18 protein-coding genes and 4 tRNA genes are annotated in these 13,950 nt (G+C 72.6%); 5 read left to right on the forward strand and 17 right to left on the reverse strand.

Going from position 1 to position 13,950, the window contains the following annotated elements; genetic code table 11:
* From L332_RS16280 to ruvA, 3 genes are all read right to left on the reverse strand, one after another.
* On the reverse strand, positions 1-375 hold the full coding sequence (locus L332_RS16280) for a preprotein translocase subunit YajC (RefSeq protein WP_021064821.1): 375 nt from the start codon (positions 373-375) through the stop codon (positions 1-3).
* A gap of 63 nt (positions 376-438) precedes the next feature.
* A complete protein-coding gene (ruvB, locus tag L332_RS16285; RefSeq protein ID WP_021009283.1) occupies positions 439-1,452 on the reverse strand; it encodes a Holliday junction branch migration DNA helicase RuvB in 1,014 nt (337 codons plus the stop codon).
* Positions 1,449-2,048, reverse strand: coding sequence for a Holliday junction branch migration protein RuvA (ruvA, locus tag L332_RS16290; RefSeq protein WP_021009284.1), 600 nt, complete (start codon positions 2,046-2,048; stop codon positions 1,449-1,451). Before ruvA ends, ruvB begins: the two co-directional genes overlap by 4 nt.
* Positions 2,049-2,146: 98 nt before the next feature.
* On the opposite strand from ruvA, the gene L332_RS16295 reads away from it, so the two are divergent.
* Entirely contained in the window at positions 2,147-2,326 is a 180-nt protein-coding gene (locus L332_RS16295; RefSeq protein ID WP_021009285.1) for a hypothetical protein, read from the forward strand.
* Here L332_RS16295 and ruvC read toward each other — a convergent pair.
* The 8 genes from ruvC to thrS all read right to left on the reverse strand — a co-directional run bounded on the left by ruvC (position 2,323) and on the right by thrS (position 9,545).
* Positions 2,323-2,889 (reverse strand): crossover junction endodeoxyribonuclease RuvC, encoded by a 567-nt coding sequence (gene ruvC / locus L332_RS16300; protein ID WP_021009286.1) that lies wholly within the window; start codon positions 2,887-2,889, stop codon positions 2,323-2,325. The two genes, L332_RS16295 and ruvC, sit on opposite strands and share 4 nt — an antisense overlap.
* A gap of 3 nt (positions 2,890-2,892) precedes the next feature.
* Complete coding sequence (locus tag L332_RS16305) at positions 2,893-3,654, reverse strand: YebC/PmpR family DNA-binding transcriptional regulator (RefSeq protein WP_021009287.1); 762 nt, start codon at positions 3,652-3,654, stop codon at positions 2,893-2,895.
* A gap of 143 nt (positions 3,655-3,797) precedes the next feature.
* Positions 3,798-4,406: a hypothetical protein gene (locus L332_RS16310; RefSeq protein ID WP_031223142.1), complete on the reverse strand. Its 609-nt coding sequence runs from the start codon at positions 4,404-4,406 to the stop codon at positions 3,798-3,800.
* Positions 4,407-4,432: 26 nt separating this feature from the next.
* Entirely contained in the window at positions 4,433-5,389 is a 957-nt protein-coding gene (locus L332_RS16315) for a DMT family transporter (protein ID WP_021009289.1), read from the reverse strand.
* A 12-nt stretch (positions 5,390-5,401) separates the two neighbouring features.
* Entirely contained in the window at positions 5,402-6,007 is a 606-nt protein-coding gene (pdxT, locus tag L332_RS16320; protein ID WP_031223148.1) for a pyridoxal 5'-phosphate synthase glutaminase subunit PdxT, read from the reverse strand.
* Positions 6,001-6,915, reverse strand: a complete 915-nt coding sequence (gene pdxS / locus L332_RS16325) for a pyridoxal 5'-phosphate synthase lyase subunit PdxS (protein WP_021009291.1) — start codon at positions 6,913-6,915, stop codon at positions 6,001-6,003. The genes pdxT and pdxS overlap by 7 nt, the downstream gene beginning before the upstream one ends.
* Before the next feature lie 69 nt (positions 6,916-6,984).
* A complete protein-coding gene (locus L332_RS0114490) occupies positions 6,985-7,503 on the reverse strand; it encodes an HIT family protein (protein ID WP_031223144.1) in 519 nt (172 codons plus the stop codon).
* Between the two features lie 131 nt (positions 7,504-7,634).
* Positions 7,635-9,545, reverse strand: coding sequence for a threonine--tRNA ligase (thrS, locus tag L332_RS16330; RefSeq protein WP_052588548.1), 1,911 nt, complete (start codon positions 9,543-9,545; stop codon positions 7,635-7,637).
* 112 nt (positions 9,546-9,657) lie between these two features.
* Here thrS and L332_RS30850 point away from each other — a divergent pair, with 112 nt between their 5' ends.
* Positions 9,658-9,792 (forward strand): hypothetical protein, encoded by a 135-nt coding sequence (locus L332_RS30850; protein ID WP_021009294.1) that lies wholly within the window; start codon positions 9,658-9,660, stop codon positions 9,790-9,792.
* Between the two features lie 15 nt (positions 9,793-9,807).
* Here L332_RS30850 and L332_RS16335 read toward each other — a convergent pair whose 3' ends face one another.
* Entirely contained in the window at positions 9,808-11,274 is a 1,467-nt protein-coding gene (locus L332_RS16335) for a protein adenylyltransferase SelO (protein WP_021009295.1), read from the reverse strand.
* 126 nt (positions 11,275-11,400) lie between these two features.
* On the opposite strand from L332_RS16335, the gene L332_RS16340 reads away from it, so the two are divergent.
* On the forward strand, positions 11,401-11,643 hold the full coding sequence (locus L332_RS16340) for a hypothetical protein (RefSeq protein ID WP_021009296.1): 243 nt from the start codon (positions 11,401-11,403) through the stop codon (positions 11,641-11,643).
* Between the two features lie 70 nt (positions 11,644-11,713).
* Here the strand turns inward: L332_RS16340 and L332_RS16345 are convergent.
* The 3 genes from L332_RS16345 to L332_RS16355 all read right to left on the reverse strand — a co-directional run bounded on the left by L332_RS16345 (position 11,714) and on the right by L332_RS16355 (position 11,982).
* Positions 11,714-11,788 (reverse strand) — tRNA-Val (locus L332_RS16345).
* A 14-nt stretch (positions 11,789-11,802) separates the two neighbouring features.
* Positions 11,803-11,873, reverse strand: a tRNA-Cys gene (locus L332_RS16350).
* A 37-nt stretch (positions 11,874-11,910) separates the two neighbouring features.
* Positions 11,911-11,982: transfer RNA gene (locus tag L332_RS16355), tRNA-Gly, on the reverse strand.
* Positions 11,983-12,141: 159 nt separating this feature from the next.
* Here L332_RS16355 and L332_RS16360 point away from each other — a divergent pair.
* Positions 12,142-12,214, forward strand: a tRNA-Val gene (locus L332_RS16360).
* 52 nt (positions 12,215-12,266) lie between these two features.
* Here L332_RS16360 and L332_RS0114495 read toward each other — a convergent pair.
* Positions 12,267-12,668, reverse strand: a complete 402-nt coding sequence (locus tag L332_RS0114495; RefSeq protein ID WP_021009297.1) for a ferredoxin — start codon at positions 12,666-12,668, stop codon at positions 12,267-12,269.
* Positions 12,669-12,761: 93 nt separating this feature from the next.
* Here L332_RS0114495 and L332_RS16365 point away from each other — a divergent pair, with 93 nt between their 5' ends.
* Positions 12,762-13,439 (forward strand): SDR family NAD(P)-dependent oxidoreductase, encoded by a 678-nt coding sequence (locus L332_RS16365; protein WP_021009298.1) that lies wholly within the window; start codon positions 12,762-12,764, stop codon positions 13,437-13,439.
* A gap of 138 nt (positions 13,440-13,577) precedes the next feature.
* Here the strand turns inward: L332_RS16365 and L332_RS30250 are convergent.
* On the reverse strand, positions 13,578-13,950 hold a 373-nt coding region (locus L332_RS30250), incomplete at its 5' end, for a helix-turn-helix domain-containing protein (RefSeq protein WP_031223147.1).

Below are 13,950 nucleotides of genomic sequence, written 5' to 3' on the forward strand. Positions count from 1 at the left end.
TCAGGCGCGGTCGCGCGGCTCGCCGGCGTCGCCGGCGTCGTCGATCGACGTGTCCGAGGTCTCCTCGACGTGGTCGTCGACCACGCGGGCGAGCGTCTGGCGGTGCACGCGCACGATCGTGCCGGGCGAGACCTCGATGAACGCCTCGTTGCGCTCCTCATCGATCGAGCGCAGCTCGCCGAACAGGCCGAAGTTCGTCATGACCTCGGAGCCGGGCACCATCTTCGACTGGAGCTCCTCGGCCTGCGCCTTGCGCTTCTTGTTGCTGCGGAACATGAAGAAGATCATCGCCGCGAGGACGAGGAGCATGATGATGGTGAGCGGGTCGAGGGCGAACCCGGTCTGGGCGGCGGGCGTCGTCTGCAGGAACAGCATCGTCGTGAAGGGACCTCTCGGGGTGGTTCGCCGGGCGCGGCTGCGCGCTCGACCAAGGGCCCATCATACCCCGTCGAGCGTCGCGTCCAGGTGCTCGGCGCCCGCGTGCCGCATGCCCGCGGGCGTCGCGACGCGGCCGCGCGGGGTGCGGCCGATGAGGCCCTCGCGCACGAGGAAGGGCTCGACGACCGACTCGATCGTGTCGGCCTCCTCCCCGATCGCCGCCGCGAGCGTCGAGAGCCCGACGGGACCGCCGCGGAACCGGTGCGCGATCGCGTGCAGCACCGCGCGGTCGATGCGGTCGAGCCCCGCCTCGTCGACGTCGTAGAGCTCGAGCGCCGCGCGCACGCCGTCGAGGTCGCTCGAGCCCGCGTGCACGAGCAGCCAGTCGCGCACGCGCCGCAGCAGGCGGTTGGCGATGCGGGGCGTGCCGCGCGAGCGGCGCGCGAGCTCGGCGAGCGCGGCGCGCTCGATCTCGACGTCGAGCAGCCGCGCCGAGCGGGCGAGCACGCGCTCGAGGTCGTCGGGCTCGTAGAACTCGAGGTGCGCGGTGAAGCCGAAGCGGTCGCGGAGCGGCGCGGGCAGCATGCCCGAGCGCGTCGTCGCGCCGACGAGCGTGAACGGCGCGAGCTCGAGCGGGATCGAGGCGGCCCCTGCGCCCTTCCCGACCATGATGTCGATGCGGAAGTCCTCCATCGCGAGGTAGAGCATCTCCTCGGCGGAGCGCGCCATGCGGTGGATCTCGTCGACGAAGAGCACCTCGCCGGGCACGAGCGCCGAGAGCACCGCGGCGAGGTCGCCCGCGTGCTGGATGGCGGGGCCCGAGGAGTAGCGGATGGGTCGGCCGGTCTCGGCGCCGATGATCGTCGCGAGCGTCGTCTTCCCGAGCCCGGGAGGGCCGGCAAGCAGGATGTGGTCGGGCGTGCGCTCCTGCAGCCGCGCCGCCTGCAGCAGCACCTCGAGCTGCCCGCGCACCTTGGGCTGGCCGACGAACTCGGCGAGGCTCGTGGGGCGCAGCGCGCCCTCGAACGCGAGCTCGTCGGGCGTCGCCGCCGGGTCGGTCAGCGGGTCGGTCACGGTCGGGCTCCGGGCCCGAGGATCGCGAGGGCGGCGCGCAGCAGCGAGCCGGTCGAGGCGGCGGCCTCCGGCGCGGCGCCCGCCGCGCGCTCGATCGCGTCGGCGGCGGTGCGCTCGGGCCACCCGAGCCCCGTGAGCGCCGTGAGCACGTCGGCCCGCGCATCCGCACCGGGCGCGACGGGCTGCGGCGCCGCCGGTGCGGCGAGCTTGCCCGTGAGCTGCAGGATGATGAGCTTCGCCGTCTTCGGACCGATGCCGCTCACGGCCTTGAACGCCTTCTCGTCCTCCGCCGCGACCGCCCGCGCGAGCTCGTCGGGCGAGAGGTGCGCGACCACGCCGAGCGCCGACTTCGGGCCGACGCCCGAGACGGCGATGAGCAGCTCGAACGCGTCGAGCTCGGCCTCGGTCTCGAAGCCGTAGAGCGAGAGCTCGTCGTCGCGCACGACGAGGTGGGTGCGCAGCGACACGGGAGCGCCGACGCGCGCGGCGAGCGACGTCTGCGGCGTGACCGCGACCGCGAAGCCCACGCCGCCGACGCCGACGACGAGGCGCTGGCCGCGCGCGGCGAGCACCGTGCCGTCGAGGGAGGAGATCACCCGATCAGCCTATGCCGGGCCCCTCGAGTCACGGCGCCGGCCGCGCCGCGCGCTGATAGCCTTGCAGCGCCCGTTGCCGGTCCGACCCGAGAGATCCCATGCGCTACATCCAGTTCCTGCTGCTCATGATCGTGATGATCGGTTCGTTCGTCGTCATGGGCTCGGCGGCGCAGTTCGTGGGCTTCGAGGGCATCGTCTTCTCCGCCGGCCTGCTCGCCTTCTGCCTCGTCGTGCTCATCGCCGTCGAGATCGGCCGCCGGGGCCTGCGCCAGCGCTAGCGACGAGCGCGCGCCTCGGCCGCGGCCCACGCGCGCTGCGCCGGGGTCGCTGAGCCGCTCGGCGTCCCGCTCGCGGGCACGCGCGTGCGCCAGCCCTCGGCGATCGCGATCGCGAGCGCATCCGCGGCATCCGCCGGCTTCGGCGCGGCGTCGAGCCGCAGGAGCCGGCGCACCATCTCCCCCACCTGGCGCTTGTCGGCGGCGCCGTAGCCCGTCACCGACGACTTGACCTCGGTCGGCGTGAGGAGCGAGATCGGGATGCCGCGCTCGGCGGCCGCGCGCAGCACGACGCCCGAGATCTGCGCGACGCCCATGACGCTGCGCAGGTTCGCCTGGGCGAACACCCGCTCGAGCGCGATGGCGTCGGGCCGGTGCTCGTCGATCGCCGCCTCGACGCCCCGCGCGATGCGCAGCAGCCGCTGCTCGATCGCCTCGTCGGCGCTCGAGCGCACGACCTCGACGTGCACGAGCGTCGGCGTGCGCCGCTCGACGTCGACGACGCCGACGCCGCAGCGCGTCAAGCCTGGATCGACCCCGAGCACGCGCACGGCGCCCGGGCGCACGGCCTACTCCTCCTCGTCGAGCTGCGCCTGCACCTCGGCCGGGATGTCGTAGTTGGCGTAGATGCTCTGCACGTCGTCGAGCTCGTCGAGCGCGTCGACGAGCCGCAGCACCTTCCGCGCCGTCTCGAGATCGACCTCGACCTTGAGGTTCGGCACGAACTCGGCCTCGGCGGAGTCGTAGTCGATGCCCGCCTCCTGCAGCGCCGTGCGCACCTGCACGAGGTCGCTCGGCTCCGAGAGCACCTCGAAGCCGCCGCCCTGGTCGACGACCTCCTCGGCGCCCGCGTCGAGCACGGCCTCGAGGATCGAGTCCTCGTCGACGCCGTCGGTCTTCTCGATCGAGACGACGCCCTTGCGCGTGAAGTTGTAGGCGACCGAGCCCGGGTCGGCCATCGTGCCGCCGTTGCGGCTCATCGCGACGCGCACCTCGGCCGCCGCGCGGTTCTTGTTGTCGGTGAGGCACTCGATCATGAGCGCGACGCCGCCGCTCGCGTAGCCCTCGTACATGATGGTCGTGTAGTCGACCGACTCGCCCGTGAGCCCCGCGCCGCGCTTGATCGCGCGGTCGATGTTGTCGTTCGGGACGCTCGTCTTCTTCGCCTTCTGCACGGCGTCGACGAGGGTCGGGTTGCCCGAGAGGTCGGCGCCGCCGATCTTCGCGGCGACCTCGATGTTCTTGATGAGCTTCGCGAACGACTTGGCGCGGCGCGCGTCGATGACGGCCTTCTTGTGCTTGGTCGTGGCCCACTTGGAGTGTCCGGACATGCTGCTTCCTGATCGCGGGAGGGGGTGTCCATCCTACGCGCGCGCGCTGGAGCTCGGAGTCGAGGCCCTTTCGGGCCTCGACCGCGACGCCAGCGCCGGGGCCCGTCCCGGGCCCCGGGAAGCGCGGCGCGTCGGTGAGCTCCTCAAGCCGTGGGCGCGCGCACTCCGACGCTGCGCAGCTCGAGCGCGGCGAGCGCACCGAGCGCGGCCTCGTCGCCCGAGCGCAGCGCCGCGACGGGGTCGTCGACCGCTCGCAGGAGCCGCGACGTCGGCTGCCCGACGATCGCGCGCATCGCGAGCAGGTCGCGACCGGCGCGCGTCGCCGCGAGCCGGCGGCTCGAGCGGGCGCGGAAGACGAACCGCAGTCGCGGCACGAGCCAGATGAGCACGACGAGCAGCGTCGGCAGCAGCCACAGCGCGGTGCCGACCGCGGCCGCGAGCGCCTCGACGCCGCTCGAGAGCGCGACGCCCGCCGCCGCGAGGTCGTCGGCCGAGCCCGAGGCATCGCGGAAGGGCGCCGCGATCCCCTCGCCCACGAACGGCACCTGCTCGAGCGCCGTCCCCGCGTCGGCGAGCGTCGTCGAGAAGCCGCTCCCCGCATCCTCGATCTGCCTGCCGAAGCCGCCGAGCGAGCGGATGGCCTCCGCCACCTGCTGCGAGACCCAGACGGCGACGACGATGGTCGCGATGGCGGCGAGATCGGCGACGACCTGCCAGAGCGCTGCCGAGGGACGGCTGGAGTAGAGCTGCACGGCTCGATCGAACCATGCGCCCTGCGTCACGCGGTCGCGGCTCGCGCCTTCGGTCGCTGCCCGACGAGCACACCGGCGCCGATCACGACCGCCGCGCCGACGACCTCCCACACCCCGAGCCGCTCGCCGAGCACGAGCACGCCGAGCGCGACGGCGACGACCGGGATGAGGTACGTCACGGTCGCGGCGACCGTTGGGCCGACGGCGCGCACGACCTCGAACTGCAGCACGTAGGCGAGCCCGGTGCCGAGCACGCCGAGCGCGATCGTCGCCACGAGTGCGAGCGGGAGCGCCTCGGGCGCGTGCGAGCCGATCGGCGACCAGCCCTCGATCGCGCTCCAGCCGAGCAGCGCGACGAGCACCATCGGCAGGCCCGTGACCATGAGCGCCGTCGGGTGCGCGATGCCGGGCACCTCGCGGTGCGCGAGCAGGCGCCGGTTGAGCGTCCACCCGACGCCGTACGACGCGGCGCCGCCGACCGCGATGAGGAAGCCGACGACGTCGGGCCCCGAGTGCGCCGTCCACGGCTGCGCGATGAGCACGACGCCGGCGAGACCGAGCAGCACGGCGCCGAGCTTGCGCGGCGTGAGCTGATCGCTCGGCAGCAGCAGGAGCGCGAAGACCACCGTCGCGATCGGCGTCGCGGCGTTCGCGAGCCCCGTGAGGCTCGACGAGATGCGCGTCTCGGCGACGACGAAGAGCGTGAACGGCAGCGCGGTGAGGAAGAACGAGCACACCGCGAGCAACGCCCACGTGCGCGCATCGCTCGGCAGCCGCACGCGCATCGCGAGCGCGAGCAGCACGAGCGTGATGGCGGCGACGCCGATGCGCAGCGTCGCGATCTGCATCGGGTGGAGCGCGTCGAGGCCGAGCTTCATGAGCAGGAACGACGAGCCCCAGATGAGGGCGAGCGCGATCCAGAGCGCTTGCCACGGCAGGCGCGCGAGGCCGCGCGCGGGTGCCTCGAGCTCGGTGACGGTCACCGGCGCATCCGATCACGCACGGCCGACACGCTCCACGCGATCGAGGAAGCGCCGGTGGAAGCGGGGCTCGCCGCCGACCTCCGGGTGGAAGGCGATGCCGGTGACGGTGCCCTGCTCGACCGCGACGATCCGCTCCCCCACGGCTGCGAGCACCTCGACGCCCTCGCCGACGCGCTCGACGACGGGCGCGCGGATGAAGGTCGCGTGCACGGGCTCGTCGCCGAGCGCGGGCACGTCGAGCTCCGTCTCGAACGAGTCCACTTGGCTGCCGAAGGCGTTGCGCCGCACGTCGACGTCGAGGCCGCCGAAGGGCAGCTGCGTCGGGAGGCCGTCGAGGATGCGCTCGGCGAGCAGGATGAGGCCAGCGCACGTGCCGAGCACGGGCATGCCCGCCGCGATCCGCTCGCGGATCGGCTCGCGAAGCCCGAGATGCCGCGCGAGCTTGTCGATGACGCTCGACTCGCCGCCCGGCAGCACGAGGCCGTCGACGGCCGCGAGCTGCGGGGGCGAGCGCACGAGCGACACCTCGGCGCCGAGCGACTCGAGCATCGCCACGTGCTCGCGGACGTCGCCCTGGAGGGCGAGCACGCCGACGCGCGGCGCGCCGGTCGTCACCAGCCGCGCTCGGCGAGCCGGTGCGGCGCGGGCAGGTCGGCCACGTTGATGCCGACCATCGCCTCGCCGAGGCCCCGCGACGCATCCGCGATCGCCTTGGGGTCGTCGAACGCGGCCGTCGCCTTCACGATCGCGGCCGCGCGGCGCTCGGGGCTGCCCGACTTGAAGATGCCGGAGCCGACGAAGACGCCATCGGCGCCGAGCTGCATCATCATCGCCGCGTCGGCGGGCGTCGCGACGCCGCCGGCGGTGAAGAGCACGACGGGGAGCGACCCGCGCTCGGCGACCTCGGCGACGAGGTCGAACGGCGCCTGCAGCTCCTTCGCCGCGACGTAGAGCTCGTCCTTCGACAGGCCCTGCAGCCGACGGATCTCGCCCTTGATGGTGCGGATGTGCTTGGTCGCCTCGGAGACGTCGCCCGTGCCGGCCTCGCCCTTCGAGCGGATCATCGCCGCGCCCTCGGTGATGCGGCGGAGCGCCTCGCCGAGGTTGGTCGCGCCGCACACGAACGGCACCGTGAAGGGCCACTTGTCGATGTGGTTGACGTAGTCGGCGGGGCTCAGCACCTCCGACTCGTCGATGTAGTCGACCTCGAGCGCCTCGAGCACCCGCGCCTCGACGAAGTGGCCGATGCGGGCCTTCGCCATCACCGGGATCGAGACCTCGGCCTTGATCGCGTCGATGAGGTCGGGGTCGGACATGCGGGCGACGCCGCCCTGCGCGCGGATGTCGGCGGGCACGCGCTCGAGCGCCATGACCGCGACGGCCCCCGCGTCCTCGGCGATGCGCGCCTGCTCGGGGGTGACGACGTCCATGATGACGCCGCCCTTCAGCATCTCGGCGAGGCCGCGCTTGACGCGCGCGGAGCCGGTCGTGGACGTGCTGGTGGTGCTGGTGCGGTTCTCGGTCACGTCTGTCAATGCTACGCGGGTGCGGAGCCTCCGGCGCGCACCCGGCGCGTCACCGGACGTGACCGATCGTCACACCGGCCAGGCGGCCTGGATGTCCTGGCGCATGTCCTCGAGCAGGATCGGCAGCGCCTTCGTCTTCGCGATGATCGGGAAGAAGTTCGAGTCGAGCGACCATCGCGGCACGATGTGCTGGTGCAGGTGGTCGGCGATGCCCGCGCCGGCGATGCGGCCCTGGTTCATGCCGATGTTGAAGCCCTGGCAGCGCGTCACCTGCGAGAGCACGCGCATCGCGGTCTGCGTGAGCACGGCCATCTCGGCGACCTCCTCGGTCGTCGCCTGGTCGTACATCCCGACGTGCCGGTACGGGCACACCATCATGTGCCCCGTGTTGTACGGGTAGAGGTTCAGCAGCACGAAGCACGTCTCGCCGCGGTGGACGATGAGGCCCTGGTCGTCGGCGAGCTCGGGCGCGCGGCAGAACGGGCACGCGTGCTCGTCGGGCATCTGGCCGTTCTGGATGTAGACCATCCGGTACGGGGTCCACAGGCGCTGGAACGCATCCGGCACGCCCGGGAGCTCGCTCGACATCTGGGTCGGCGCGCCCCACGCGTGCTCGGCGACGAGCGGCTCCTCGGGCGGCTCGGCCGGGTCGAACGCCGGGAGCGCGTCGCGGTGGAGCGCCGCGCGCTCGGCCGGCTCGTCGAGGTGCCGCTCGTCGGTCATACGTGCGCCTTCGTCTCGATCGCCTCGACGATGCGGCGGATCGCCTCGTCGACCGGCACGCCGTTGTCCTGCGTGCCGTCGCGGAAGCGGAACGAGACGCTGCCCGCGTCGCGGTCCTTCTCCCCCGCGATGAGCTGGAACGGCACCTTCATGAGCGTGTGCGTGCGGATCTTCTTCTGCATGCGCTCGTCGGAGCGGTCGACCTCGACGCGCACGCCCTTCGCCCGCAGCTGCGCCGCGATGTCCTCGAGGTAGTCGGCGTAGTCCTCGGCGACTGGCACGCCCACGACCTGCACCGGCGCGAGCCAGACCGGGAAGGCGCCCGCGTAGTGCTCGAGCAGGATGGCGAAGAAGCGCTCGATCGAGCCGAACAGCGCGCGGTGGATCATGATGGGCCGCTGCTTCGAGCCGTCGGCCGCGGTGTACTCGAGCTCGAAGCGCTCGGGCAGGTTGAAGTCGAGCTGCACCGTCGAGAGCTGCCACGAGCGGCCGATCGCGTCGGTCACCTTGAGGTCGATCTTGGGGCCGTAGAAGGCGGCCTCGCCCGGCTCCTCCACGACCTCGAGCCCGGAGGCGCGCGCGACGCGCCGCAGCGCATCCGTCGCCGTCTGCCACACGGCCTCGTCGCCGATCCACTTCTCCTTCTCGTCGTCGCGCATCGAGAGCTCGAGGCGGAAGTCGGTGAGCCCGAAGTCCTTCAGCAGCGAGAGCACGAACTCGAGGACCTTCGTCGTCTCCTCCTCGAGCTGCTCGGGGGTGACGAAGAGGTGCGCGTCGTCCTGCGTGAAGCCGCGCACGCGCGTGAGGCCGTGCAGCGCGCCCGAGAGCTCGTTGCGGTAGACGGTCCCGTTCTCGGCGAGGCGGAGCGGCAGGTCGCGGTAGCTGCGCGAGCGATCCTTGTAGATGAGGATGTGCATCGGGCAGTTCATGGGCTTGAGGTAGTAGTCGACGCCCTGCTTCGTGACGTTGCCCTCGTCGTCGCGCTCCTCGTCCATGTGGATCGGGGGCCACATCCCCTCGCCGTAGGTGACGAGGTGGTTGGAGGTGACGAAGAGGTCGCGCTTCGTGATGTGGGGCGTGTAGACGTAGCTGTAGCCCTGCTCGATGTGGCGGCGGCGCGCGTGCTGCTCCATCTCGCCGCGCGCGATCGCGCCGCGCGGGTGCCACACCGACAGGCCCGAGCCGATCTCGTCCGGGAACGAGAAGAGGTCGAGCTCGCGGCCGAGCTTGCGGTGATCGCGCTTCGCGGCCTCCTCGAGGCGCTGCTGGTAGGCGCGCAGCTCGTCCTTCGACGGCCACGCGGTGCCGTAGATGCGCTGCAGCTGCGGCAGGTCGGTCTTGCCGCGCCAGTAGGCGCCGGCGACGCGCGTGAGCGCGAAGCCGTTGCCGATGAGTCGGGTGCTCGGCAGGTGCGGGCCGCGGCAGAGGTCCTTCCACGCCACCTCGCCCGTCTTCGGGTCGACGTTGTCGTAGATCGTGAGCTCGCCCGCGCCGACCTCGACCGAGGCGCCCTCGGCGGCCTTCTCCGCGCCGCCCTTGAGGCCGATGAGCTCGAGCTTGTAGGGCTCGTCGGCGAGCTCGGCGCGCGCCTCCTCGTCGGTCACGACGCGGCGCACGAAGCGCTGGCCGGCCTTGACGATGCGCTCCATCTCCTTCTGCAGCGCCTTGAGGTCGTCGCTCGAGAACGCCTCGGGGAGGTCGAAGTCGTAGTAGAAGCCGTCCTGCACGGGCGGGCCGATGCCGAGCCGCGCCTCCGGGTTGACGCGCTGCACGGCCTGAGCGAGCACGTGCGCGGCGGAGTGGCGCAGGATGTCGAGGCCGTCGGGGCTGTCGATCGTCACCGGCTCCGCGCTCGCGCCGTCGGGCACCTCGCGCGCGAGGTCCTGCAGCTCGCCGTCGACGCGCATGGCGACGACGGCACGGTCGGAGAAGAGGTCGAATCCGGTGGTCACCGCTCCATCGTAGATCGCCGCCCGCGCGCGCCCGGTCAGCGTCAGCGGCCCGTGATGGGATGCGGCCATGGGAAGCGATGAGACGGATGCGGTGGTCGAGCCCGAGCTGCACGACGGCTGGGCGACGAGCACGGACCTCTTCCAGCTGGACGTCTGGATGGCGCGGCACGCCGCACCGGATGCCGAGGCGAGCGACGAGTAGCGCGGTCGCGGCGCGTCAGGTGCCGCAGTAGGTGCGGTAGGCGCGGAATTCGGCCTCGGGGCCGGGCTCCGCGTAGCGCTCGAAGCCGGCGCGCTCGTCGAAGGGCAGGCGCACGGCGTCGAGCAGCCGCTCGAGCGGCGCGAGGTCGCCCTCCGTCGCTGCGGCGAGGGCCTCCTCGACGAGGTGGTTGCGCGGCACGTAGACGGGGTTCACGCGATCCATCGCCTCGGCGTCGGGGCGCAGGGCGAGCCAGCGCTCCGCCCACGCGTCGAAGGCGGCCCGGTGCACGAACCGGTCGCGCGTCGCGTCGGCGCGGCCACGCACGACGCCGCTCAGCCCGCGGAAGAAGGTCGTGAGGTCGACGCGGCTCGACTCGAGCATCGCGAGCAGCTCGTCGACGAGCAGCGCGGCGGCCTCGTCGTCGACGTCAGACCCGAGGCCCAGCTTCGCGCGCATCCCGGCGAGCCACGCCGCGCGGTACTGCGGCGCGAACCCCTTGAGCGCGCCGACCGCGAGCTCGAGCGCCTGCTCCTGATCGTCGGCGAGCAGCGGCAGCAGCGCCTCGCCGAGCCGCGCGAGGTTCCACTCGGCGATCGCCGGCTGGTTGCCGTAGGCGTAGCGCCCGCGGTGGTCGATCGAGCTGAAGACCGTCGCCGGGTCGTACGCCTCCATGAACGCGCACGGCCCGTAGTCGATCGTCTCGCCCGAGATGGTCATGTTGTCGGTGTTCATGACGCCGTGGACGAATCCCACGGGCATCCACTTGGCGACGAGCTCTGCTTGCGCCGCGATCACGGCGCGGTAGAGCTCGAGGTAGGGCTCGGGGCTCTCGGCTGCGGCCGGCGCGTGACGGGCGATCGCGTGGTCGGCGAGGCGGCGGAGGACGCCGGCGTCACCCGTCGAGGCGGCGAGCTGGAAGGTGCCGACCCGGAGGTGGCTGCTCGCGACCCGCGCGAGCACGGCGCCCGGCAGCCACTCGTCGCGCCGCACGAAGCGGCCGGTCGAGACGACCGCGAGCGAGCGCGTCGTCGGGATCCCGAGCGCGTGCATCGCCTCGCTCACGACGAGCTCGCGCAGCATCGGCCCGATCGCGGCGAGGCCGTCGCCGCCGCGCGCGAAGCGGGTCGGGCCGGCTCCCTTGAGGTGCAGGTCGCGGAGCCGCCCCTCGCGGTCGACGAGCTCGCCGAGCAGCAGCGCCCGGCCGTCGCCGAGCACGGGCGAGTAGGCGCCGAACTGATGGCCTGCGTAGGCCTGCGCGACGGGTCTCGCTCCCTCGGGCAGCGCGGTGCCGACGAGCAGGCGCACGCCGTCGTCGCTGCGCAGGAAGTCGGGGTCGAGGCCGAGCTCGGCCGCGAGCGCGTCGTTGAGCACGAGCAGCTTCGGCTCCGGCGGCTCGACGGCCTGCCACGGCATCGCGAGCTCCGGGAGCTCGCGAGCGAATCGCGCGTCGAGCGCGACGGCCGTGCCGGGGAGTGCGATCACGCGGCGAGGCTAGCCCCGCATCCTGATCGCGCGCCGGGCCGGCGCCGTCGATCCGATCCGCATCGCTCGCGCTGCCGGTCGCCACGAGCCACGCGTGGCTCGACCGAGCGGGCATAGGCTCCGGACATGAGCCACCCCACGCAGCACACCGTCTACTCCGCCGCCGACATCGCTGCGGTGCTCGACGAGCTGCGGGAGTGCGGGCCAGACCCGCTCGCGCTGCGCCGCTGGGCGGCGCGCCGCGAGGTGCGCACGGCGCTCGTGCGCGCGAGCCGGCTCGTGAGCTCCGTGCGGCTGCCCGGCAAGACGCCGGGCGGCGGATGGGTCGAGTTCTCGCTCATCGGCGGCGCCTGGTCGCGCACCAGGTAGCCGCCCGCGGTCGCGCTCGAGGCATCCGCCTCGAGGAACACGAAGACCCCCAGTCGAGCTGGGGGTCTGATGGTGGGCGATACTGGGTTCGAACCAGTGACCTCTTCCGTGTCAGGGAAGCGCGCTACCGCTGCGCCAATCGCCCTAGGAGGGGAATCGAGGTGGAGACGGGATTCGAACCCGCGTAGACGGCTTTGCAGGCCGCTGCCTCACCACTCGGCCACCCCACCAGGTGGTGTGAGATTCGCTCTCATGAGATTGCTCTCGAGCGGATGACGAGATTCGAACTCGCGACCCTCACCTTGGCAAGGTGATGCGCTACCACTGCGCCACATCCGCGGGGCTCATCGCTGAGCGCCTTGGAAGACTATACCCACGGCTCCGGCGCGATGCAAAATCGAGCCCGCGTCGTGGCGCCGGCGCCCTCCTGGTCATGCGCGGGGCTCCGGATGTGGCACACTGGATCGGTCCGCACGCGCCTCGCGCGCTGAGCGGCACGGGCGATTGGCGCAGTTGGTAGCGCGCTTCCTTCACACGGAAGAGGTCATCAGTTCGAGTCTGGTATCGCCCACCGGCAGGGCCCGCACCGTATGGTGCGGGCCCTCACTCGTTCCGGTCGGCGCCTACGCGGCAGCGGCCTCGCAGTGCTCGGCGCAGCGCTCGCACGCCTCCGCGCACTCGCGGCAGTGGTCCATGTCGTGACGGCGGCACTCGGCCGCGCATGCGCGGCACATCGACGCGCACGCCTCGAGCAGCGCGCTCACCGTCTCCGGCGGCAGCGCGGCGCCGCGTCGCAGGATGCCCGCGACAGCGGTGCAGAGCTCGGCGCACGCCTCGCACATCGCGGCGCAGTCGAGCATCCCCTCGCGCACATCGGCGGCGGCGCACTCGCGGCACGCCGTCGCGCAGCGCTCGAGCTCGGCGATGCGCGCGCTGTGGTCGACGGCCTGCTCTCCGGCTCCCCCGGCGCCTGCTCCCCCGGCGCCTGCTCCCCCGGCGTGCTCCTCCTCGTGACCGTGGTGCATCGTCCCTCCTCTCGGCGGGCCGGCGCCCGCGCATCGGTTGCCCGCGACCGTACGCGCGGATGCTGGGCGCGCGGTGAGCGCTAGCGTCGAGCCATGGATCTCCAGCTCTCAGACCGGGTCGTGCTCGTCGTCGGCGGCACGGGCTTCATCGGCAGCGCGATCGTCGACACGCTCCGCACCGAGGGCGCGACCGTCGTCGCCGCCGCGCGCGGCGAGTCGGCCGACGTCGTCCTCGACGCGTCCGACGACGCATCCATCGCCCGGGCGCTCGAGCGCGTGCGCTCGGAGCACGGGCGGTTGGATGCGGTGGTCGTCACCGCCGCCCCCGCCGCGCAGACGCTCGACCAGTCGCGGCTGAGCGACCCCGTGCAGGTCGCCGAGGCTGTCGAGGGCAAGGCGATGGCGTTCCTTCGGGTCGCGAACGCCGTCATCCCCGGCATGCGCGAGGCCGGCTTCGGCCGGGTCATCGGCGTGAGCGGCCAGAACGCCCTGCTGACGGGCAACATCACCGGCTCGGTGCGGAACGCCGCGCTGCTGATCGCGGCGAAGAACCTCGCCGACGAGCTGGCCGGCACGGGCGTCGCGGTCAACGTCGTCAACCCCGGTCCCGTGACGGAGTCGCCGAGCGCGGAGGTCGCCGCGGGCAAGCCCGGGGAGTCGTCGCCGCAGCAGATCGCCGACCTCGTCGCGGTCCTCGTCTCGCCGCGCTCGAGCCTCTCAGGCGAGTCGATCGCGACGGGCCACAAGGTGCGCGGCGCCGTCTTCCTCTGACCCGGCCACGCTCGCTGATTCCGGCCCGGGCGCGATGCGCAGAGCGTGTCGAACGGCACTGCACTCGGCAGTTGACCGGGCCAAAACGGTTCTCCACAACCTGCTCCCGCGCCCGCTCGCGTGATGCTCCTATTGCTGTCAAGCGGCGGTGAGCCATTGGCGGTAGCGCTCGGCCAAGGCGTCGTCGCGGCGTTCGCCTCGTTCGATCCGGGAGATGGCTGATGGCCAGCTCTGGAGTGCTTGCGCGGCGGTGGCGAGGGTGAGGCCTCGGGCGTGACGGAGGGGTCTTAGGTCGTCGATGGTGGGCACGGGCTGAGGCTGGACGATGTGCATGAAGATCTCGTCGGCGATGTAGCGCTTGAGGCAGCGGATGATCTCCGGCATGGTCTTGCCCTGCTCAGTGCGATTCGCGACGTAGTCCCGGGTGCGTTGCTCCGAGCTCATGCGTACGAGCGCGATCCGGTAGAGCGCGTTGTTCGCCTGCCGATCGCCGCCGCGGTTGAGGCGGTGG

The organism is Agrococcus pavilionensis RW1 (genome assembly GCF_000400485.1).
Lineage (GTDB): Bacteria > Actinomycetota > Actinomycetes > Actinomycetales > Microbacteriaceae > Agrococcus > Agrococcus pavilionensis.